The organism is Halopseudomonas pelagia CL-AP6 (assembly GCF_000410875.1).
Classification (GTDB): domain Bacteria; phylum Pseudomonadota; class Gammaproteobacteria; order Pseudomonadales; family Pseudomonadaceae; genus Halopseudomonas; species Halopseudomonas pelagia.
This window is the reverse complement of record NZ_AROI01000020.1, coordinates 1-21,313: the sequence shown is the minus strand read 5'-3', so window position 1 is coordinate 21,313 and position 21,313 is coordinate 1. Positions and strand designations below refer to the sequence as shown.

The window sequence follows — 21,313 nt, the reverse complement described above, 5'->3', positions numbered from 1 at the left end:
ACGATCACTATCTATGGCTGGCGAAGGCCGTTTAGCCACCGCGTTAAAGGTTAGGTTATCCTACCCCACTTCCGCCGCAGGCGGTAAGTTCCTACAGGATGCATACATGGCACGGCTGAAAATTTCCCTCTCTTATATGCTGCTGGCCCTCCTGGCTGGCCCAGTGGCGGCAGACAGCACCCGGCAACCGACCCACGAGTTGACCCTGGACAACGGTCTGAAGGTCATAGTACGCGAAGACCACCGCGCGCCTGTGGTGGTCTCGCAACTCTGGTACAAGGTCGGCAGCAGCCATGAGCCGCCGGGGCAGACGGGTATCTCCCACGCGCTGGAACACATGATGTTCAAGGGCAGCAAGAATCTTGGCCCGGGCGAATCCTCACGCGTTTTACGCAGCCTCGGCGCTGAAGAAAATGCCTTTACTAGCCGCGATTACACCGCCTATTACCAGGTTCTGAGCCGCGACCAGTTGCCCATCGCGCTGGAAATGGAAGCCGAGCGGATGCATACCGCCACCCTGCCGGAAGATGAGTTCATCCGCGAAATGGAAGTGATCAAGGAAGAACGGCGCCTGCGTGTCGATGACAACCCCAACAGCCTGGCTTATGAACGCTTCCTGACCCAAGCGCATATCGCCAGCCCCTATTCGCAGCCGGTGATCGGCTGGATGCACGACATAGAACGGCTGACCGTGGACGACCTGCGAGCTTGGTACCAGACCCATTATCAGCCAGGCAACGCGGTACTGATCATTGTCGGCGATGTGACCCTGGATGAGGTCAAGCCGCTGGTCGATAGCTATTTCGCACCCATACCGGCAGGCCAGATTCCCGAGCACAAACGTCCCCTAGACTTGCCCGGCGGTGCCGAGCGCCAAGTCACCCTGCATCTGGATGTGCAGTTGCCCAGCCTGCTGCTGAGCTTTAACGTGCCCAGCCTGAGCACCGCTGAAAACGCCTGGGAGGTACACGCGCTGCGTCTGCTTAGCGGCGTACTCGACAGCGGCTACAGCGCCCGGCTGGCCAGCCGGTTGGAGCGCGGCAACGCGATCGCCACCTCTGCTTCGGCCAGTTACAGCGGCTTTGCCCGTGGCGATACCCTGTTCACCCTCAGCGGCCTGCCCAATCAGGCGCTCGACATCAGTCTGGAGCAATTGGAACAGGCGTTCTGGGCAGAAATAGACGAACTGAAAAGCACCCCTCCGAGCGCCGCCGAGCTAACCCGGGTCAAGACGCAGCTGATTGCCGCTGACGTCTATGCCCGGGACAGCATTGCCCACCAGGCCACGCAAATGGGTCAGCTGGAAAGTGTCGGCCTGCCCTGGCAACTGATCGAGGAGGATCAGCAAGCGCTGGAGAGCATCAGCGCGCAACAGGTGAGTGACGTTGCCCAGCGATACTTGACCCGCGAACGCCTGACCCGCGGGCATGTACTGCCTGCCGCTACCGCGCCGAGCACCGAAGCAGCCCGCCCAGAACAAGAGGAAAGCAACTGATGTCCGCCAAGCCGATGTCTCCCCTGCGCTGGTTTGTGGCCATCGCGGTACTGGTTCTGATTTTTGCCACCCTCATCAGCAAGCGCAATCAGCCGCCCGCCACGCCACCGGTCAAGCCGGTCGCAGAGACGGCGATCAGCGTTCCGGATATCGATCCAGAACTTGACCCGATTCCACCGCTGACTACCCTGCAAAGCATAGACCGTGACAAGGCGCCAGCGCGGCGCAGCCTGGATCTACAGCACTGGACCACTGCGGAAGGGGCGCGGGTATATTTCATGCAGGCCAGTGAACTGCCCATGCTTGATCTGCAACTGCTGTTTGCCGCTGGCGCCAGCCGCGACGCAGAGCTACCGGGCCTGGCCACGCTGGTCAACGGCATGCTCAACGAAGGCGCCGACGGCATGGACTCGGGTGAAATCGCCGCTGGCTTTGAAAGCCTGGGCGCCGAATTCGAGAACAGCTCACATCGGGATATGGCTTTGGCTAGCGTGCGTAGCCTGACCGCCGCCGACAAGCTGGACCCGGCACTGGCGCTATTTACTCGCGTCATCAGCCAACCTGACTTCCCGGAAAACGCCTACCAGCGCCTGCGTAACCAGCTACTGGCCGGCCTGCAGTTCCGCTTGCAAAACCCCTCGGCCCAAGCCAGTGAAGCCTTCTGGGCCAGCCTTTACCCCAACCACCCCTATGGCAGCTTGCCCCAGGGCCAGGCAGACAGCCTGGCGGAGATCACTCCGGCGCATCTACGGACCTTTCACCAGCAATACTACGCCGCCGGCAATGCAGTGATATCCCTGGTCGGTGACATTGACCGGCAGCAGGCCGAGCGCATTGCCGCGCGCGTGTCCCAAGCACTGCCCGCAGGCCCCGCAGCCCCAGTGGTGAGCGACCCCGAGCCTATCGTGGCCAGCCGCGAACATGTCGACTTCAACTCCCAGCAGACGCATATCATGGTTGGCCAGCATGGCGTCAGCCGCCGCGCCGAGGATTATCCGGCGCTGTATGTGGGCAACCAGATACTTGGCTCCGGCTTCGGTTCACGGCTGATGGAAGAGATCCGGGAAACCCGCGGGCTGTCCTATTCGGTCAGTAGCAGCTTTTCGCCGATGCAGGCCACCGGCCCCTTCGTGATCAACATGCAAACGCGTAGCGACCAGGTCGAGCAGGCGCTGGAGGTGATCAACAGCACCTTGGACACCTTTATCAGCGAGGGCCCGACTGAGGCCGAGCTGATCCGCAGCAAGCGTCAGATCATGGGCCAGTTTCCGCTGTCCACCGCGAGCAACAGCGCCATCGTCAGCCAGTTGGGCATGATCGGCTTCTATAACCTGCCGCTGAACCATCTGCAGTTGTTTCTCGATCAGGTCGAGAAGCTCACGGTAGCCGACGTCCGCGAGGCTTTTCAGCGCCACCTGAGCGCCGAACAGCGCTTTACGCTCACCGTTGGCCAGCCGCTGATAGAAGCGGCGGACCAGTCGCCCGCTGACGCCAGCGCCAACCCAGCGGCGGAGGCGCCCGAGGCATGAAAACCACAGCCGCCAGAACCAGCCAGTTACGCATCATTGCCGGCCAGTGGCGCAGCCGACGCTTCAGCTTCACCGAGCAGCCGGGCCTGCGACCCACGCCAGACCGCGTGCGCGAAACCCTGTTCAATTGGCTCAGCGGGCGAATTGAAGGTGCCCGCTGCCTGGACCCCTATGCCGGCAGCGGTGCCTTGATGCTGGAAGCCTTGTCCCGTGGCGCCGCTTACGCTTTGGCTTGCGACACCAGCCGCGACGTGGTCAATACCCTGCGCGGGCACCTGCAGACACTGGAATGCGAGCAAGCGGATATTCAACAGCAAGACGCGCTGAAGCTCCTGGCCAATAGCCCGGAGCGGCCATATGACCTGGTGTTTCTTGACCCACCCTTTCACCAGGGCTTGCTGGCACCCAGCTGCGCCGCCCTGGAGAGCCATGGCTGGCTGACCGACAATGCGTGGATCTATACCGAAAGCGAGTCTGCCCCAGCCACGCTGGAGCGGCCGGCCAATTGGAGCCTGCACCGCGAGAAGCGTGCTGGCCAGGTCTGGTACAGCTTGTGGCAACGGCACGCGTGAGCGTTTACCGGCCAGCCCGTTGGCTGCCTGGCGCGCACCTGCAAACGCTGTTTGGCGCCCTGTTCAGAAAGCCGCCGACCCTCACCCGGCGGCGGCAACGCATGTTCTTGGCCGACGGCGATTTTCTGGATCTGGACTGGCTGGATTTAGACGGGGTCGAGACGACGCACGCGCCAGGGCAGCCACACGGGTCCAGCCACGACGCAAAAACTCCCTGCGTGATCCTGTTGCACGGCCTGACCGGCAGCTCAAACTCGCTGTATATTCTTGGCCAGCAACAGGCGCTGGCCCGCCTGGGCTGGCAGAGCGTGGCGGTGAACTGGCGCGGCTGTTCCGGAGAGCCCAACCAGCGTGCTCGAGGTTACCATTCCGGCGCCAGCGAAGACCTGGCCGAGGTGGTCAACCAGCTACGCAGCGCACTGCCTGCAAGACGTCCGCTGGCTGCGATCGGTTATTCCCTGGGCGGTAACGTCTTGCTCAAGTACCTGGGCGAAAGCGCCAGCGATTGTCCTTTGGCGGCCGCAGCGGCGGTCTCGGTGCCCTTTCGTCTGGACCAATGCGCCGATCGCATTAGCGTCGGTTTTTCGCGCATTTATCAGGCGCGTTTCATGCGCGATCTGCTGGCCTATGTAGTCAATAAACAGCGCCTGTTTGCGCACCAGGGTCTGCACGCCGAGCACGCCCGGCTGGCCGCTCTGGGCTCTCTGGAAGGCATGGACAGCCTGTGGGATTTTGACCAGCGCGTGACCGCCCCGCTGCACGGCTTCGCCAGCGCGGCAGACTACTATCGCCGCTGCAGCAGCCGCTTTTTCCTTGGCGGTATCAGAGTGCCAACGCTGATTGTACAGTCTGCCGACGACCCCTTTGTGTATCCGCACAGTGTGCCTGAAACTCAGGAGCTGTCAGCCAGCACGCAGCTGGAGCTACATGCCGGTGGCGGCCACGTCGGATTTATCGAGGGCCCGCCCTGGAGGCCTGGTTACTACCTGGAACGGCGCCTACCACAATGGCTGCAGCAACAGCTTGAGCCCCCAGCCAACCCGTCAGTGCAGCGGGACGGCACTAGCGCAACGGGGCATAGTATTCGCGCAGCATCGCCTCCACCTGAGGCCTGACGCGCTCGGTGAGCAACCCCGCCTCCTGCGAGAGCACTTGGTAAACCCCACGGCGCAGCAACTCTGGCGTCAGATCCGGCTGCTCGGCATCCAGCACCGTAGTGCACAGGTACCCGACCCAGCCAGTCATCAATAGCCAGCTATTAATCGCCAGCGCCTGCGGGTCCGTACGTTCGGCGCAGAGAATGCCTGCATCCACCAGGCCTTGATAGATCGCCTGACCGCTCTGTACACAGCGCCGGGAAAACAGCCTATAGCGTTCGGCAAGCTCAGCATCACTGTTGAGCAGATGCTCCAGATCGCGATGCAGAAAACGATACTCCCACAGGCCGCGGAAGATTGACTCCAGATACACCGCCTTGTCCGCCACCTCCAGCTCACGGCCCTCGGGTACGCGCAAATAGTCGTCTACCCGCGCTTCATAATGACTGAACAGCTCGGCGATGATCTGCTGCTTGTTGCGAAAGTGGTAATACAAGTTACCCGGCGACATCCCCATATGCTGCGCAATATGGTTGGTGGTGACCAGCCGCTCACCCTGTTCATTGAACAGTTGCAAGCTAGCCTGAAGAATACGATCGCGGGTTTTCATTACCTGTTTCCATTGGCTCAAAGAGGTCCGCTAGCGCGGCTTACAAATCTCTGTTTGACAGCTTAGAGTATTTGCTCTAAAAATGCCTCATATCCCATAAAACAGAGCCGTACGCGGACTCTGCGGAGAGTGACATGGTAGCCGATATTGCCTACATACAGGATCAACAACAGTCGATTGCGCGCATGCAGCAGTTGTTCAGCGCGCAACAACAGGCCTTCAGGCATCAGCCCATGCCCAGCGCCGACAGTCGCGTGGAAATGCTCAACTCGCTCAAAGGTGCGCTACTTGGCCATCAACAAAGCCTGATAGAAGCGATAAATCAGGACTTCGGCCGACGCTCCGCTGATGAAACTAAACTTGCGGAAATACTGCCTTCGGTCGAGGGCATTAACTACGTTACCAAACGCCTGCGGCGCTGGATGAAACCCTCCAAGCGCCACGTGGGCATGGCCTTTCAACCGGGCAAGGCGCAGGTGATTTATCAGCCCCTGGGCGTGGTCGGCGTCATTGTGCCCTGGAATTACCCGCTCTATCTGGCCATGGGACCGCTGACGGCGGCCCTCGCGGCGGGCAACCGAGTGTTGATCAAGATGAGCGAGTCCACCCCGGCCACCGCCGAGGCATTCGCGCAGATGCTGGCCGAGGTGTTTACCGAGGATCAGGTCGCAGTCATCACCGGTGAAGCCGAGGTGGGCGAAGCCTTTTCCCGTTTGCCTTTCGACCATCTGTTATTCACCGGCGGCACCGGTATCGGCCGCCACGTAATGCGCGCCGCCGCAGAACATCTCACGCCGGTAACCCTGGAGTTGGGTGGCAAATCGCCGGCGATTGTTTCGCTGGACGTTCCGATCGACGACGCCGCCGAACGCATTGCCTTCGGCAAGGGCGTGAACGCCGGCCAGACCTGCGTCGCGCCTGATTATGTGCTTTGCCCGCGCGAACGTATCGACGAGCTGGTCGCCGCGCTGGGCAAACAGTTCAAAAAACTCTATCCGCATCTGGCAGCCAATCCGGACTACACGCAGATCATCAACCCGCGCCAATATCAGCGTATTCAAAGCTATCTGGAGGATGCGCGGAGCAAGGGCGCGCAGGTGATCGAACTGAACCCCGGCGCCGAGAATTTCGAGCGGACGCGGGTCATTGCCCCGACCTTGCTACTCAAGGTTAACGACGACATGAAAGTCATGCAGGATGAAATCTTTGGTCCGCTACTGCCAATTGTGCCCTATGACAGCATGGATCAGGCCATGCAATACGTTGCCGACCGGCCCCGGCCGCTGGCGCTATATTACTTCGGCTACGACAAAGCCGAACAGCAGCGCCTGATGGAGCAGACCCACGCGGGCGGCATGTGCATCAACGACACCATATTGCATGTGGCCCAGGATGATCTGCCGTTCGGCGGCGTCGGCCCCTCCGGTATGGGCCACTACCATGGCCATGAGGGCTTTCTGACGTTCAGCAAGGCCAAGGGTGTGTATATCAAGCAGCGCTTTAATGGCGCCAAGCCGATCTATCCACCCTATGGCGGGCTGCTGCTCAAGCTGGTTTACAAGCTGTTTATTCGCTGAGCCTTACTACTCGCACTACCCGCTGAGCTTCGCCAAGCACTGCCTAAAAAAAAATAATACGCCCATAACAACAAGACGAGGCGCACCCAATGTCGACTATCTCTGCACCGCAACTGAGCCGCCGCAGCCTGCTCAAGCTGGGCCTCGGCGCCAGCGCAGTACTGGCTACGGCCGGCCTGACTGCCACGCTGTCGGGTTGTAGTAGTGACGCTCCGGCCAGTGGCTTCCAGGTGCTGCGCAGCAGCGACATACCCATGCTAACGGCAATAATGTCGACCCTGATCGGCCCGCATCCGGCGCTGAACCCAGCGAATCTGGATGGCGCAATTGCGCAGCTGGACAAAACCCTGGCCTGGACCTCCACGGCAGTACAAAAACAGCTGACTGATTTGCTCGGCATGCTCAGCATGGGACTTACCCGAGGCCCCCTGACGGGTATCTGGGGCAGTTGGGAGAACGCCACCGATGAAGATGTGCGTGCCTTCCTCGAGCGCTGGCGCGATAGCCGCCTGGACATGCTGCGTCAGGGCCACAGCGCGCTGAATCAGCTGCTGCAAATGGCCTGGTACGCCACTCCGGTTTCCTGGGAAGCCGTTGGCTACCCCGGTCCGCCGACGATTTAAACGCCCCTTTTAGCCCCTTTACCAGGTGACCCAACATGCCCGTTCCTGATCTATTTCTTCAAGGTATTGCCCGCGGCTGGCAGGTCATTGATGCCAGCGAACTGGAGACCGACCGCAGCTTTGAAGCCGACGTGATTATCATCGGCACGGGCGCAGGCGGCGGTACCAGTGCCGAGATACTTGCCAACGCCGGGCTCAAGGTGCTGCTGGTCGAAGAGGGCGCACTGAAAACCTCCAGCGACTTCAAGAACGATGAAGCCAAAGCCTACGCCGAGCTCTATCAGGAGGGCGCAGCCCGTGCCACCCAGGATGGCGGCATCGGTATTTTGCAGGGCCGCACCGTGGGCGGCACCACCACCGTTAACTGGACCAGTAGTTTTCGCACACCAGACCAGACCCTGGCCCATTGGGCCCAGGTGCACGGGGTCAAGGGGCTGGACTCGCAAAGCATGGCACCCTGGTTCGCGCGGATGGAGGAACGCCTGGGTGTGGCCCCCTGGGCTGTCCCTGCCAATGCCAACAACGACGTCATTCGCCAGGGCTGCCAAGCGCTCGACTGGCACTGGCAAGTCATCCCGCGCAACGTGCGCGGCTGCTGGAATCTAGGATATTGCGGTACCGGCTGCCCGACTAACGCCAAGCAATCGATGCTGGTCACCACTCTGCCCGCCGCGCTGGAAAAGGGCGCTATCCTGATTCACCGGCTCAAGGCCGAGCAATTGGTGTTCGAGGGCGAGCGGATAACGGAAGTACGCTGCCGCGGTATGAATGAACAGCTGAACCGCGCGGACGGCCGTAGTGTTCAACTGCGTGGGCGGCATGTGATTCTTGCCGGTGGCGCGATCAACAGCCCAGCCCTGCTGCTGCGCTCCAAGGCGCCTGATCCGCATGGCCGCCTGGGCAAACGCACCTTCCTGCATCCGGTGAATTTTTCCCTGGCCCAGTACGACAAGACTATTAATGGTTTCTACGGCGCACCGCAGTCGGTGTATTCCGACCATTTTCAGTGGAACAACGGCACCACAGGACCGATAGGCTTCAAACTGGAAGTACCGCCCATGCAACCGAGTATCACCGCCGCGCTGCTCGGCGGTCATGGCCAGGAACATTTCCTGCGTATGCAGAAACTGGCGCAGAGCAATATTCTTATTGCGTTGTTGCGTGACGGCTTCGATGAACGCAGCCAGGGTGGCGAAGTCATGCTCCGTGACGATGGCAATCCAGTGCTGGACTATCCGCTTGATGACTATATCTGGGACGGCGCGCGGCGTGCCTGGCTGGCCATGGGCGAGATCCAGTTCGCCGCGGGCGCGACGGCCGTCATGCCAACCCACAGCCACGGCCGCTTGAGCAGCAACTGGCAGGACTTTCAAGAGCAGGTCAACAATTTGCGTTATGCGCGCTACGATGTGCGCCTGGCCAGTGCCCATGTGATGGGCGGTTGCGCGATGGGCGAGGATCCAACGCTGGCGGTGACCAATAGCCAGGGTCAGCATCACCAACTGGAGAACCTGTCGGTACTCGACGGCTCGCTGTTTCCCACCAGCATTGGCGCCAACCCGCAACTGTCGATATATGGCCTGGTCTCGAGGCTCGCCACAGACCTGGCAGCGCGGCTGACGTAGTGCACTGCAGCTGAAGCCAGTTGGCCCCGGGGCAGCATTCAGCTACCATCTGCCCATCCCCACTGCTGCAGGAACATGCGCATGAACACGGTTCTCTATCCCGGCACCTTCGATCCGATCACCAAAGGCCATACGGATCTGGTCGAGCGCGCTGCGCGGCTGTTCGATAAGGTGATCGTTGCCGTGGCCGCCAGCACCAAGAAGAACCCGGTATTTACCCTGGATGAGCGGGTAAACATGGCGCGTGAAGTACTCAAGCACATTCCCAATGTCGAAGTGGTAGGCTTTGCCGAACTGCTCGCGCATTTCGCCAAGAAAGTAGACGCCAATGTGCTACTGCGCGGCCTGCGCGCGGTATCGGATTTCGAATACGAGTTCCAGCTAGCGAATATGAACCGCGTGCTCGCACCCGATGTTGAAAGCCTGTTTCTGACCCCCTCGGAGAAATACTCTTATATTTCCTCCTCGCTGGTGCGTGAAATTGCCGCACTCAATGGGGACGTTACCAAATTCGTGCACCCCTCGGTCAATGCCGCGCTGATCAAGCGCTACCACGAATAACCGGGCCTATTGCCCAACGGAGTCACTGAATCATGTCGCTGATCATTACCGACGATTGTATCAACTGCGACGTCTGCGAGCCCGAGTGCCCCAATGGGGCTATCTCCGCTGGCGAAGAAATTTACGAAATAGACCCCAACCTCTGCACTGAATGCGTGGGGCATTATGACGAACCGCAGTGCCAGCAAGTTTGCCCGGTGGACTGTATCCCTCTGGATCCCGATAACGTGGAAAGCCAGGACGAGCTGATGGCCAAATATCAGATTCTGACCGGCAGCTAGACGGATGTTCAGGCCGCAACTGCAAGCCCCATCGCTTTTATTGCTGTGCGCTTTACTGTTCGCGCCATTGGCGCAGGCCCAGACGCAGACACCTGATCAACAGGCGGTAGCCAGTGCCCACCCTGCTGCCACCGCAGCCGGCCACCGCATACTGGATCAGGGCGGCAATGCTTTCGACGCGGCCGTCTCTGTTGCTGCCACACTGGCAGTAGTGGAACCCTACAGCTCCGGCCTTGGCGGCGGCGGCTTTTTCCTCCTCCGGCAACAGCGCGAGGCAGGCGTCGAATACCATTTTCTCGACGCCCGGGAAACCGCCCCGCTGGCTGCCGATCGCGACTTCTATCAGGATGCCGAGGGCCAGTTCCAGCGTGATCCCGCACTGAATGGCCCCCACGCGGCGGGTATCCCCGGCTTGCCAGCGGCACTGGTGCTGCTGGCCGAGGAGTATGGCAATCTGAGCCTGAAGCAGAGCCTGCAGCCGGCCATCGACGCCGCAGAGCAAGGCTTCGGCGTGACCGAACGCTACCGCATGCTCGGCGGTTTTCGCCTGGAAGCCATGCGCCGCAATGCGGAAACCACGCGGCTGTTCCTGCGCGACGGCGAGATTCCAGCGGTAGGTACCCTGATCCACCAGGCGGAACTGGCCGAGACTCTGCGAGCCCTGGCCGAGCGCGGCCAAGCAGGCTTCTATCAAGGTCCGGTCGCCAAGCGACTGCTTGACGCCGTGCAAGCTGGCGGTGGCGTTTGGCAACAGGTTGATCTGGATAACTACCGCGTAGTTGAACGCCAACCGGTGAGTTTCAACAGCTTCGGCATGCGGGTCATCAGCTCACCCCTGCCCTCCGCCGGCGGCATCGCCCTGGCTAATCTGTTGCAGGGGCTGGAAGTGCTGCCACGCGCTACTCCTGGCTCGGCCGCCTGGACCCACCAGTTGGTCGAGTTGATGCGCCGCAGCTACCGCGACCGCATGCTGCTTGGCGACAGCGACTTCGTCGAGGTGCCGACTGCCAAGCTGTTATCCGCTGAGCACGCGCGCGCGATGGCCTCAAGCATAGATCCGCGCAAAGCTACGCCAAGCACTGAGCTAGGGGAACCTGCTCCCTTCAATGAAGGTACCGACACTACCCATTTTTCGCTGATCGACAGTCAGGGCAACGCCGTGGCTGCCACACTCAGCATCAACCTGCCATTCGGTGCAGCCTTCACCGTGCCCGGCACTGGCGTGCTGCTGAATAACGAAATGGACGACTTCGCCACCGATCCCACGGGCGAAAATGCTTACCAGTTGGCCGGTAGCGAACCGAACAGCGTCGGGCCGGGCAAGCGCCCGCTGTCGAGCATGACCCCGACCATGCTGGAAAACGAAGAGCAACTGGCGGTTTTGGGAACGCCTGGCGGTAGCCGGATTATCACCATGGTGCTGCTCGGTGCGCTTGAAGCGATTGAAGGTGAGAAGGTGGAATCCTGGGTCAGCAGACCACGCTTCCATCACCAGTATCTGCCGGATCATATTCAGATTGAGGATGGCGCCTTCAACCCGGAGGTACAGGGTGAGCTGGAAGCGCTAGGCCATACCATCAAGCCAGTGGGCCGGGATTACGGTGATATGCACGCGGTGCACTGGAACAAGCAAACCGGCGAGCTGCGAGCCGCGAGTGATCCGCGCGGCGTGGGTCAGGCCTTGATCAAACGCAACGCCGGGCAGCAGACCCAGCGTCGGTCAGAGCCACGCGCGGTCACAGCAGACTGAGCGAGGGCTCGATGCGCTCGTCGGACGCGGGGCTCAACGCCTGCTCATCCTGATCATGCAACTCCGCATGTGCCCGGTACAGATGCTGACGGATGCGCAACAGGTAATGCAGGTCATTGAGCATTGAGGTCGCCTGCCAACCATCCAACTCCCGGTTACGCAGGCGCGTCTGCACGATTTGCTGGAAATGATCGGCAAATAGCTTTTCCTGCTCTGCGTAGGCATCAAACAGGTCTCCCCGCGCTTGCGTATCGCCCTGCATGTTCATCAACCGGCCCATATCCACCAATGCCTGGCCACCTTCCTCGCGCAACAGGTCATAGGCTTCATGGATAGCTGGTTGACGGCTATCGATCTGCTTACGCAGATTGGATTGCAGATGCTTGGCGGCTTTTACTGCCTCTATCAGCTCACGGGCGGCCGTGTTGTAATCCATCAAGGCCTGCTGCTGGGCGGGCAGCAAAGACAGATCCAACTGACTGATAAAGTCGATAATGTCCGCATAGACGCCCTTGACGTGCCGTTCATACAGCGCGTCGGCATCCTCGCGATGATCTTCCGGCACCGCGCGCAATACCACCTTGTGCAGTTGCTCACGTGACAGGTCGCTCAGATCGCCCGGCGGCAAATACAATGCGGCGGCAATCACCTGACGGCTCAGCGCGCCAAGATTCTGCACTTCCTGACCCAACACCTTGAGCGCGGTATCCGCGTGCAACAAAGCCGAATCATTGAGAAATTGCGCGCGCATGCGCGGCTGCTCACTCAAGGCCGCGTCGCTGGCCTGCGGACTGCCAACCGGCGCGGCATCAGGCAACCAGCGCATCAACCACTTCACCATCAGTGGAATCCAGGGCAGCATGATGACCAGCCCCAGGACATTGAACAGGGTATGAAACAGCGCCAGCTTGAGGGTATAGGCATCGGCGGCAATGCCCAGCACCTCTGCCAGCCAGTCCACCGACCGCGCCAGGTTCGGCAGTATCGCCAGCGCGACCAGCGCAGTGACCACGTTGAACAGAATATGTGCAGCCGCCAGCCGCCGCCCGGCATTATTGCTGCCCAGCGCAGCGAGCAACGCCGTTACGGTGGTGCCCAGATTGGCGCCAATGGCCATGGCCAGCGCATTGCCATAAGCCAATTGCCCGGTGGCTAACGCAGCCAGGGTAATCATCATCGCCGCATGGCTAGATTGCATCAGAATGGTCGCTAGCAGGCCCAATAGCGCATACAACAACACGCTGACCCAGCCCTGATCGGCAAAGCCGTCCAGCACTAGCAAGCCCTCGAAGCTGGCGAAGCCGTCTTTCATCAGGTCGATGCCCAGAAACAGCAAACCTACGCCGAGTAATACCTGACCCAGACCTTTCCACAGGCTTTGCGTGCGCTGGCCCAGCAACACACCGAACACCAGCAATGGCATGGCCACCACCGCAAGATCCACCTTCAGACCCACCAGGGCAATTAACCAGGCGCCGGTGGTGGTGCCCAGGTTGGCACCAAAGACAATGCCAATGCCGGCACCCAGGCTGATCATTCCAGCGCTGAGAAAGGCAATACTGAGTACGGTCACCAAGGAGCTGGATTGAACCACTGCAGTGCTGGTAATACCGAATAGCAGGCTTTTCCACAGACGATTGGTGCTTCGCGACAGCCAGCGCTCAAGCGCGCCGCCAGTGAAGGCACGGAAACCATCTTCAAGATGAAACATCCCGAGCATGAACAGGGCGATGCCCGCAGCCAGGGTAGCCAGCTCGGATTTCCAGACGAACAGGAGTACGAGCACCAGCAGAACAACGGGTACCCATAATGGTTTGAACAATACGCGCATCAGCCTGACTACTCTACAAAGAGGCTGCAGACCACCAACGTGACGATCAGCGGCCTGAACTCATATCGAACGGAAAACCTGATTAGAGATTTTCATCCTGCTGGCGACGGCCATAACCGCTTTTGGTACATCCCAGGCAGCGTACAAAAGTCTCGGTACCAGGACGCAAAACCAGCTCCTGACCCGCTTCTGTCACGTTACCACCCGCCAGGGTGAATGGCAGGCTGACCACAAAGGCCGCCGCGCCAATCGCAGTGACACCCAACAGCAAGGGTCGCGCGATGACCAGGTCACCGACCATGGCGAAGATGCCGGGGTTCTCTACATGATCCTGGTAAGGCGAATGCGAGTTTTCTTGGGCCAGAACGCTAGCGCTGAGCAGCAGGCCGGCCATGAGAGCGGTAGTGTGACGTAACAGGCGCATAGTTGAATCCCTGATAGTTGCCCATAGGCGTTATTCTTGGCGAGACTCCCATCCAGGGTAGCCTTCAGCCTTCATTGTAGGCACATTACGCCGGTTTCGGAATCAGGTGGGTGAAAAATGCCAACCATGGCCTTTATTCGCGCATTTTAGCGCTGACAACGACGGCAGAATACCGAGCTGCGCTGGCCCAGCCGACATTCTGATAACTCCATGCCGCAGACCTTGCAGGGCTGCCCGCCGCGCCCGTAGACGAACAGCTCCTGCTGAAAATAACCCGGCTGGCCGTCGCCGCCAAGAAAGTCGCGCAAGGTGGTACCGCCGCGTTCGATGGCGTAGGCGAGGATGCGTTTGATCTCTTCGGCGAGTATCTGATAACGCGCACGGCTGATGCGTCCGGCTTCGCGGCGCGGATCAATCCCGGCCGCGAACAGCGCTTCAGTGGCGTAGATATTGCCGACGCCGACCACCACTGCGTTATCCATAATGAAGGGTTTCACTGCCATGGATTTGCCGCGCGAACATTGATAGAGGCGCTCGCCGTCGAACAGCTCTGACAGCGGCTCGGGCCCCAGGCGGGACAACAGCGGATGCAGCTCACCGGCCTTGATCCAGAGCATGGCGCCAAAGCGCCGCGGGTCGGTATAACGCAGCGCCATGCCCGAATCCAGTTCGATATCCACATGCTCATGCTTGGCCACCGGGCTGCCAATCGGCACCAGCCGCAAGTTGCCGGACATGCCCAGATGACTGATCAGGCTGCCGCCGCCGATATCCATCAACAGGTATTTGGCTCGGCGGCGGATCTGGCTGAAGGTCTGGTCTTCAATCTGGATCGCCAGGTCCTCGGGAATCGGCCAGCGCAGGCGGCTGTCGCGCACAATCAGCCGGGTCACCTTGCGACCTTCGAGGTGCGGAGCGATGCCGCGGCGGGTGGTTTCTACTTCGGGTAGCTCGGGCATGTAGCGGCCTGTTCAAAGGTTATGCGTTGGTTCGAAGCTGTGCGTTAGGGCATGCTGAGCATTGAGTCCGTGCGGGCCGCCAATCAGCCGTCCCGCTTTGCTGACACGCTGTCCCATCCCTGGGCGCTCGGCGTCGCCCATCCATGGGGCTCCGACGGTACAGCAAAGCGGGACGGCTGACCGGCGCCTCATATAGCTGTAGCGGCTCAACATGCCCTCACTGAATCGCCTGCAAACTACACCAAACCCCGGCCAGTTTACAGGCAGCGAACGTAGCAAACTGTGAGCCGAGCGGCCGCCCGGCTCACTTAGGCCTAACTATAAGCACAGACAAAGCGCTTGAGGCTTATGACTTGAAGCTTTCAGCTATGCCACCAATAAGTCCCAAACAACAGCAACAACAACAACGGCATCACACTCATCACAAAGCGGCCATTCCAGCCAAAGGCCACCCGGAACGGCGTCTCGCCACTGTAACGCGCCAGAATCAGGGTCGAGGGTCCAAAGGGCGAGCAGATCATCGCCAGGGAAAAGCCACACATCAGCCCCACCGCAGGGGTCATGATGGGTACGCCCAGCACTGAGAGTTGCGCCAGCAGACCGGCGATCAATGACAGCGACACAATTGGTGCCACCCCGATAACCGCCAACGTGATGGTACTGAACAAACTGGCTATCGCCAGCAGCAGATTGTACTTGGGCTCCGCCGCCAGCCAGGCGGCCATGTCTTCCAGCGGCGCGATGGCGCCGAGCGCTCCACCCAGCAGCGCCGCACAGCCGAAGATAAACATCTCGTTGTGCATGCTGCGCATATTCTCGGCGACTTCCTCCAGCGCCCGCTGGGGCGAACGGTCGCGCCACAACAAATAACTGATCACCCCTATCGGCACCAGCACCATCGCCGACTGCGACGCGGTCAGTGCCGTCACTGATGCCAAGGCGCCGATGGCCAGCAAGCCGAGCAGGCTGCCGATCAGTAACCCGATCATCCCTTTGGCCTTGGTGCTATCGCCGATATTGTCGCGCAGCGCCAGCAACCCGCGGGTTTCACGGCGCCAACCAACCAGAATCATCATCACTGCCGCCACTATCCCGTAGGGCAGCATCGCGCTCCAGGACAGTTCGGGCATTTCTCGGGAGATGATCGCGATGGTCACGCTGGTGGGGGCCAGCAAAGGCACCAGAGCAAAACCGCGCAAAGTGGTGACCATAACGCTGCGCAGGCCTTCGCGGCGCTGGTCATCCGTCAAAGGGTAGCGTTTCAGGTGGGTAGTGAGAGTGCCGCAGAGCAGATTCATCATGCCGAAATTGAGAATCGAGCCGATGCTGCCGGCGGTCAGCACGTAGCGCGGATAGAGCACCACCTTGGAGCCGGACAGCAATGCCTTGTGCAGCTCACTGAGCTGCGGCAAACGCTTTGCCAGCAACTGCATTAATCCGAGCGCGGCAAGGAAGCTGGTGTAATAGGCAGCTGACGCGGCGAGTCTTGGCCACAGGCTGGCATCGGTACGCGCGTTCAGCGCAGCGGCAACCAGTACCGCCAGCGTGATAATGCCCAGCCATTGCGGGTAGCGATTCAGGCGGCTGAAATGCAGCAGGAAATACAGCAGAAAGACCGCCGCCGCCAGCCAACTGAGCCAGGGCAACTGCAGCAGCAGTGCCAGCAGCTCCAGGCCGACGCCGAGGGGCAGCAGGGCCAATTTCATGCGTGGCGACTCACGGCATGTCCTTGCGGTAGGCACCCTTTTTCAGCACACCCTCGCCAAAGCCGATCAGCTTGTCGTTTTCATCCAGCAGATCACAGGCGGCCATAAACACCTTGTGCCCGGCACTGCGGCAGGTCGCCACCGCGCGCACCTGAGTGCCTACTTTGGCAGTCGCGGAGAAATTAACATTTAACGACAGGGTAATGGCCACCCGGCGCTCTTCGGCAGTCGGCGCCCAGGTGCCGCACAAGCCCATGGCAATATCCAGCAAGCTGGCGGTCACCCCACCGTGCAGATTACCGGCGTTGTTCATATGCCGTGGCGCCAAGGTCAGCCCAATCACCGCGCGACCTTCGGAATACTCCAGCAATTCACAACCCAGATCTTGAAAGAAACCGGTTACGGAGCGTTCAACGGCTTGCTGTTGGTCTTTATTCACGGACACCTACCCTTTTTTACTACACTCATTTTTATCAACCCCGGAGATTGTTCAAGCGGCCTTGCTCCGCAGACCGCCAAAGACCGGCGTGCATCTTGTTGTATTGCAGCAAGACAAGTATGTCACAGGCCAGCTTGAACCTGATGTGCGCCAGCCTGAGCCAAACCAGCGAACTTGCACTGATCCCCGGCAGGATTTAATCTCGCACCATCTTAAACGAAATTCTATTCCGCCATGCGGAATTGATAGGGTGAATAAGGAATCATTGCATGTTCAACCGAATTGGCGTGATCGGCGCCGGCGCCATGGGCCGCGGTATCGCCCAGTTATTTGCCAGCAGTGGCCAGCAGGTACTGATTTACGATACCCGCACCGAAGCGATTGACGACGCTATCAGCTTCAACCGCAATCTTCTGCAGCGGGCAGTCGCCAAGGGCAAGCTCAGCGAAGCGGATTTCGACGCCACCATGACACGCATGCAAGCGGCCGCCGAACTGGAAGCGCTGAAGGATTGCGACCTGGTGATTGAAGCCATCGTCGAGCTGCTGGAGGTCAAACAGAAGCTGTTCGATCAGTTGGAAGCCATAGTGCGTGACGATTGCGTACTGGCGACCAACACCTCTTCCCTGTCGGTCACGCGCATCGCCAGCACCTGCAAGCGGCCGGAACGCGTCGCCGGGTTTCACTTCTTCAACCCTGTGCCGCTGATGAAAATTGTCGAGGTCGTGCGCGGCGAACGCACTGATGAGCGCTATGTGCAGGGCCTGGTCGCGCTGGCCGAAACCGCTGGGCACTTTCCAGCGATTACCCCGGATACCCCCGGCTTTCTGGTCAACCATGCCGGCCGCGCCTTCGGTACCGAGGCCCTGCGGATTCTCAGTGAAGGGGTGGCTACGCCGCAGCAGATCGATCGCATTCTGCGTGATGGTCCGGGCTTTCGCATGGGCCCGTTCGAGCTGTTCGACCTGACTGGCCTGGACGTCTCGCATGCGGTAATGGAGTCGGTATACGAGCAGTTCTATCACGACCCGCGCTACACCCCGTCCTTTATTGCCGCCCAGCGCGTGGCCGCTGGTTTGCTCGGGCGCAAGACCGGGCAGGGTTTCTATCGATACCAAGATGGCCAGAAGATCGAGCGGCCCGAAGTCGAGCCTGAGACAGTGATCGTCAACCGGCCGTTCTGGCTCGACGCACATGACGATGTGGTGCGCAGTAATGTCTCCGCAGCCCTGTCCGCCGCTGGCGCGACCCTGGAAGACACAAACCTGCCGAGCCAGGAGGCGATCTGCCTGGTCGCCCCCCTGGGTGAAGACTGCACCAACAGCTTGGCGCGCCAGGCACTGCCGGCCGAGCGCACGGTAGCCATCGACTGCTTCGCCGACTGGGACAAACGCCGCGTGCTGATGCGTAACCCAGCCAGCAGCGCCGACACCGTGGCCCAGGCGCGTCAGGCGCTAAGCGCCGATGGCGTGCCGGTGGAGATCATCAATGATTCTCCCGGCTTCATCATTCAGCGGCTGATTGCCAGTGTGGTCAACCTTGGCTGCGAGATCGCACAGAAAGGCATTGCCACACCGGAAACGTTAGACCGCGCCGTCCAACTGGCCCTGGGCTACCCCAAAGGCCCGCTGGCGTTCGGCGAACATTACAAGAAGTGCAATATTCTCACCGTATTGAACAACCTGCAGGCCGTGTATGGCGAGCCGCGCTACCGCCCCAGCCCCTGGCTGCGACGCCGCGTACAGCTCGACCTGCCGCTGACCACACCCGATATCCAGGAGTAATCTGAATGACTGCCTATATTTATGATGGTTTGCGCTCCCCGTTTGGCCGCCACGCTGGTGCTCTAGCCCGCGTGCGTCCCGATGACCTGCTTGCCGAAGTGATACGTACGCTGGTCGCCCGTAACGGTTTTGCAGGCCAGGATTACGAAGACGTGATCATGGGCTGCACCAATCAGGCCGGTGAAGATGCACGCAATATCGCGCGTCACGCCGGCCTGCTGGCCGGTCTGCCGCAGGAAGTCGCTGGCGTCACCATCAACCGCTTGTGTGGCTCTGGCCTGGCAGCAATTCTGGATGCTTCGCGTGCGGTGAAAGCCGGCGAAGGCGAGTTGTTTGTCGCCGGTGGCGCCGAAAGCATGAGCCGCGCGCCTTTCGTTATTGCCAAGAGCGAAAGTGCCTATTCGCGCGACTTCCGCGCGTTTGACAGCACCATTGGTGCACGCTTCCCCAATCCCAAGGTGGAAGATGAATACGGCGACGACAGCATGCCGCAGACCGCCGACAACGTTGCCGCCGAGCTAGGTATTACTCGCGAACAGGCTGACGCTTACGCCGCGCGCAGCCAGGCGCTGTATGAAGCAGCGCGTGCTGAGGGTTTCTTTGCCGAAGAAATTCACCCGATCGAAGTGTCTCAAGGTCGCAAGAAGCCGGCCAAACGGGTTGATCAGGATGAGCATCCGCGCGCTGACAGCACACTGGAGGTGCTCTGCGGCCTGCGTTCGCTATTCAAGGATGGCGTAGTCACTGCCGGCAACGCCTCAGGCGTAAATGACGGCGCCGCCGCGCTGCTGATCGGCTCTGCAGCCATCGGTCAGAAGTACGCCATCAAGCCGCGGGCCAAGATTCTTGCTGGCGCTGTGGCCGGTGTTGCCCCACGGGTGATGGGCCTGGGCCCGGTGGAAGCCTGCAAGAAGGCGCTGAGCCGTGCCGGTTTGAGTCTGGATGATATGGACGTGATCGAGATCAACGAAGCCTTTGCTGCACAGGTACTCGGCTGCGCCAAGCAACTGGGCATTGCCTTCGACGATCCGCGCCTGAACCCCAACGGCGGCGCCATCGCCGTCGGTCACCCGCTCGGCGCCTCGGGTGCCCGTTTAACCCTGACCGCGTTGCGTCAGTTGGAGCGCACCGGTAAGCGCTACGCACTGGTCAGCCTCTGTATTGGCCTGGGTCAAGGTGTGGCCACGGTTATCGAACGCGTCTAAACACAACGGCAGGAGCGGCGGCCTCGCCGCGAAAGGCAACCCCCATTCGCCCCGAGGCCGGGGCTCCGACCCAAGCAGTCTGTGCTCTTGCACTGGTAGGAGCGGCGGCCTCGCCGCGAAGGGTTTCAAACACCACCCCGCCCCAGTGAACTAAGCTCAAAACCCGTTTTCTGATAAAGTGCTCCATCACATCCACCCGTATAGTGAAGGCATCGATGCAACTGAACACCAATCCCTTTGAATGGCTGGGCGAAGCCTTAGGCACCGTGATCCGCTTGCTGGTTGACAGTCTGGCCTGGATCTTTGACGTGCTCAGCAGCGCCAGTTCGGCTTTCGTCAATGGCTTTGCCCGGACGCTGGGGGTCGACAGCAATATATTCACCATCATTTTTGTAGTATTAGGGCTGATCCTGATCTATGCGGGGGTGCGGGCCTTCATAAACAAACGCATTATCGGCGGCGTGATCTGGTGTCTGCTGGGTTTATGGTTGCTCAGCGCCCTGATACGCTGACGCGTGATACCAACCGAATTTCACCCGGACTATTTTCGAGGAGAACATTATGGGTTTCGCATTCAGCAATGATCTGCAACTGAGCAGCAGCGCCTTCGGCAACGACGCCGCCATCCCCAGCAAGCATACTGGCGAGGGTGAAGATGTCTCCCCGGCGCTAAGCTGGAAGAATGCCCCCGAAGGCACCAAAAGCTATGCCGTGGTCTGCCATGACCCGGACGCGCCGCTAATCTCCGCTAACGGCACCTACGGCTTTGTGCATTGGGTGCACTACAATATTCCCGGCTCGGTCACCTCGATTCCGGAAGGCTGTGATCAGCATACGCAGGGCAAGAACAACTTCGGCAAGGCAGGTTACAACGGCCCGATGCCCCCCGAAGGTCACGGCAAGCATCAGTATTATTTCTGGGTATTGGCGCTGGACAGCGAGCTGAACCTGCCTGAAGGCCTCACATTGTGGGAGCTGTTGGCGAAGGTTGAGCCGCATTGCCTGGCGATGAACCGTCTGATCGGCACCTACCAGCGCGGCTAGTCATTGCCCTGCGCCGCCTGGGCCCCTGTGTCGAGATGGAACTCGACACTCCCAGAAAACCGCCACGGTCAGCCGGCCACGCCCCTGGGAAGGCCGAGTTCCATCTCGGCCAGCGGCGTCTCGACAAACACTCAAACAACTCAGCACAGCCTGAACCCATGTCGAGATGGAACTCGACACTCCCAGAGAAAACCGCCACGG

Annotated in this window: 20 protein-coding genes; 14 read left to right on the top strand and 6 right to left on the bottom strand. The window is 60.3% G+C overall.

The features are described from left to right. Nucleotides 1-106 precede the first annotated feature (106 nt). From K787_RS0114675 to K787_RS23305, 4 genes are read left to right on the top strand one after another with little or no spacing between them, the layout of a single operon-like run. On the top strand, nt 107-1,495 hold the full coding sequence (locus K787_RS0114675) for a M16 family metallopeptidase (RefSeq protein ID WP_022963561.1): 1,389 nt from the start codon (nt 107-109) through the stop codon (nt 1,493-1,495). Then, the gene (locus K787_RS23310; RefSeq protein WP_022963560.1) at nt 1,495-3,024 is read left to right on the top strand and encodes a M16 family metallopeptidase; all 1,530 of its coding nucleotides are present in this window, start codon (nt 1,495-1,497) and stop codon (nt 3,022-3,024) included. The genes K787_RS0114675 and K787_RS23310 overlap by 1 nt, the downstream gene beginning before the upstream one ends. Then, entirely contained in the window at nt 3,021-3,596 is a 576-nt protein-coding gene (gene rsmD / locus K787_RS0114665; RefSeq protein WP_022963559.1) for a 16S rRNA (guanine(966)-N(2))-methyltransferase RsmD, read from the top strand. The genes K787_RS23310 and rsmD overlap by 4 nt, the downstream gene beginning before the upstream one ends. Then, nucleotides 3,578-4,711, top strand: a complete 1,134-nt coding sequence (locus K787_RS23305) for a hydrolase (protein WP_022963558.1) — start codon at nt 3,578-3,580, stop codon at nt 4,709-4,711. Before rsmD ends, K787_RS23305 begins: the two co-directional genes overlap by 19 nt. Here K787_RS23305 and K787_RS0114655 read toward each other — a convergent pair. Beyond that, on the bottom strand, nt 4,659-5,303 hold the full coding sequence (locus tag K787_RS0114655; protein WP_022963557.1) for a TetR/AcrR family transcriptional regulator: 645 nt from the start codon (nt 5,301-5,303) through the stop codon (nt 4,659-4,661). The genes K787_RS23305 and K787_RS0114655 overlap by 53 nt on opposite strands. Before the next feature lie 134 nt (nt 5,304-5,437). On the opposite strand from K787_RS0114655, the gene K787_RS0114650 reads away from it, so the two are divergent. The 6 genes from K787_RS0114650 (at nt 5,438) to ggt (ending at nt 11,720) form a co-directional block, all read left to right on the top strand. Beyond that, a complete protein-coding gene (locus K787_RS0114650; protein ID WP_022963556.1) occupies nt 5,438-6,880 on the top strand; it encodes a coniferyl aldehyde dehydrogenase in 1,443 nt (480 codons plus the stop codon). An 89-nt stretch (nt 6,881-6,969) separates the two neighbouring features. Next, the gene (locus K787_RS0114645) at nt 6,970-7,503 is read left to right on the top strand and encodes a hypothetical protein (protein WP_022963555.1); all 534 of its coding nucleotides are present in this window, start codon (nt 6,970-6,972) and stop codon (nt 7,501-7,503) included. Between the two features lie 35 nt (nt 7,504-7,538). Beyond that, the gene (locus tag K787_RS0114640; protein ID WP_022963554.1) at nt 7,539-9,128 is read left to right on the top strand and encodes a GMC family oxidoreductase; all 1,590 of its coding nucleotides are present in this window, start codon (nt 7,539-7,541) and stop codon (nt 9,126-9,128) included. 81 nt (nt 9,129-9,209) lie between these two features. Then, nucleotides 9,210-9,689 carry a pantetheine-phosphate adenylyltransferase gene (coaD, locus tag K787_RS0114635; protein ID WP_022963553.1) on the top strand — a complete coding sequence of 160 codons (480 nt, stop codon included), beginning with the start codon at nt 9,210-9,212 and terminating at the stop codon, nt 9,687-9,689. A gap of 32 nt (nt 9,690-9,721) precedes the next feature. Continuing rightward, complete coding sequence (locus tag K787_RS0114630) at nt 9,722-9,970, top strand: YfhL family 4Fe-4S dicluster ferredoxin (RefSeq protein ID WP_022963552.1); 249 nt, start codon at nt 9,722-9,724, stop codon at nt 9,968-9,970. Between the two features lie 4 nt (nt 9,971-9,974). After that, nucleotides 9,975-11,720, top strand: coding sequence for a gamma-glutamyltransferase (gene ggt / locus K787_RS23300; protein WP_022963551.1), 1,746 nt, complete (start codon nt 9,975-9,977; stop codon nt 11,718-11,720). Here the strand turns inward: ggt and K787_RS23295 are convergent. The 5 genes from K787_RS23295 to K787_RS0114600 all read right to left on the bottom strand — a co-directional run bounded on the left by K787_RS23295 (nt 11,707) and on the right by K787_RS0114600 (nt 17,079). After that, nucleotides 11,707-13,551: a Na/Pi cotransporter family protein gene (locus tag K787_RS23295; RefSeq protein WP_022963550.1), complete on the bottom strand. Its 1,845-nt coding sequence runs from the start codon at nt 13,549-13,551 to the stop codon at nt 11,707-11,709. The two genes, ggt and K787_RS23295, sit on opposite strands and share 14 nt — an antisense overlap. An 82-nt stretch (nt 13,552-13,633) precedes the next feature. Then, on the bottom strand, nt 13,634-13,975 hold the full coding sequence (locus tag K787_RS0114615) for a hypothetical protein (protein WP_022963549.1): 342 nt from the start codon (nt 13,973-13,975) through the stop codon (nt 13,634-13,636). 146 nt (nt 13,976-14,121) lie between these two features. Next, on the bottom strand, nt 14,122-14,934 hold the full coding sequence (gene mutM, locus K787_RS0114610; protein WP_022963548.1) for a bifunctional DNA-formamidopyrimidine glycosylase/DNA-(apurinic or apyrimidinic site) lyase: 813 nt from the start codon (nt 14,932-14,934) through the stop codon (nt 14,122-14,124). Between the two features lie 362 nt (nt 14,935-15,296). Continuing rightward, a complete protein-coding gene (locus K787_RS0114605) occupies nt 15,297-16,640 on the bottom strand; it encodes a hypothetical protein (protein ID WP_022963547.1) in 1,344 nt (447 codons plus the stop codon). Nucleotides 16,641-16,650: 10 nt separating this feature from the next. Further along, entirely contained in the window at nt 16,651-17,079 is a 429-nt protein-coding gene (locus K787_RS0114600) for a PaaI family thioesterase (RefSeq protein WP_022963546.1), read from the bottom strand. A 269-nt stretch (nt 17,080-17,348) separates the two neighbouring features. Between K787_RS0114600 and K787_RS0114590 the strand changes: the two genes are divergently transcribed. The 4 genes from K787_RS0114590 (at nt 17,349) to K787_RS0114575 (ending at nt 21,112) form a co-directional block, all read left to right on the top strand. Continuing rightward, on the top strand, nt 17,349-18,863 hold the full coding sequence (locus K787_RS0114590) for a 3-hydroxyacyl-CoA dehydrogenase (protein WP_022963545.1): 1,515 nt from the start codon (nt 17,349-17,351) through the stop codon (nt 18,861-18,863). A gap of 5 nt (nt 18,864-18,868) precedes the next feature. After that, the gene (locus K787_RS0114585; protein ID WP_022963544.1) at nt 18,869-20,068 is read left to right on the top strand and encodes a 3-oxoadipyl-CoA thiolase; all 1,200 of its coding nucleotides are present in this window, start codon (nt 18,869-18,871) and stop codon (nt 20,066-20,068) included. A 215-nt stretch (nt 20,069-20,283) separates the two neighbouring features. Then, nucleotides 20,284-20,580, top strand: a complete 297-nt coding sequence (locus K787_RS0114580) for a hypothetical protein (RefSeq protein WP_022963543.1) — start codon at nt 20,284-20,286, stop codon at nt 20,578-20,580. A 49-nt stretch (nt 20,581-20,629) separates the two neighbouring features. Beyond that, on the top strand, nt 20,630-21,112 hold the full coding sequence (locus tag K787_RS0114575; RefSeq protein WP_022963542.1) for a YbhB/YbcL family Raf kinase inhibitor-like protein: 483 nt from the start codon (nt 20,630-20,632) through the stop codon (nt 21,110-21,112). Nucleotides 21,113-21,313 lie beyond the last annotated feature (201 nt).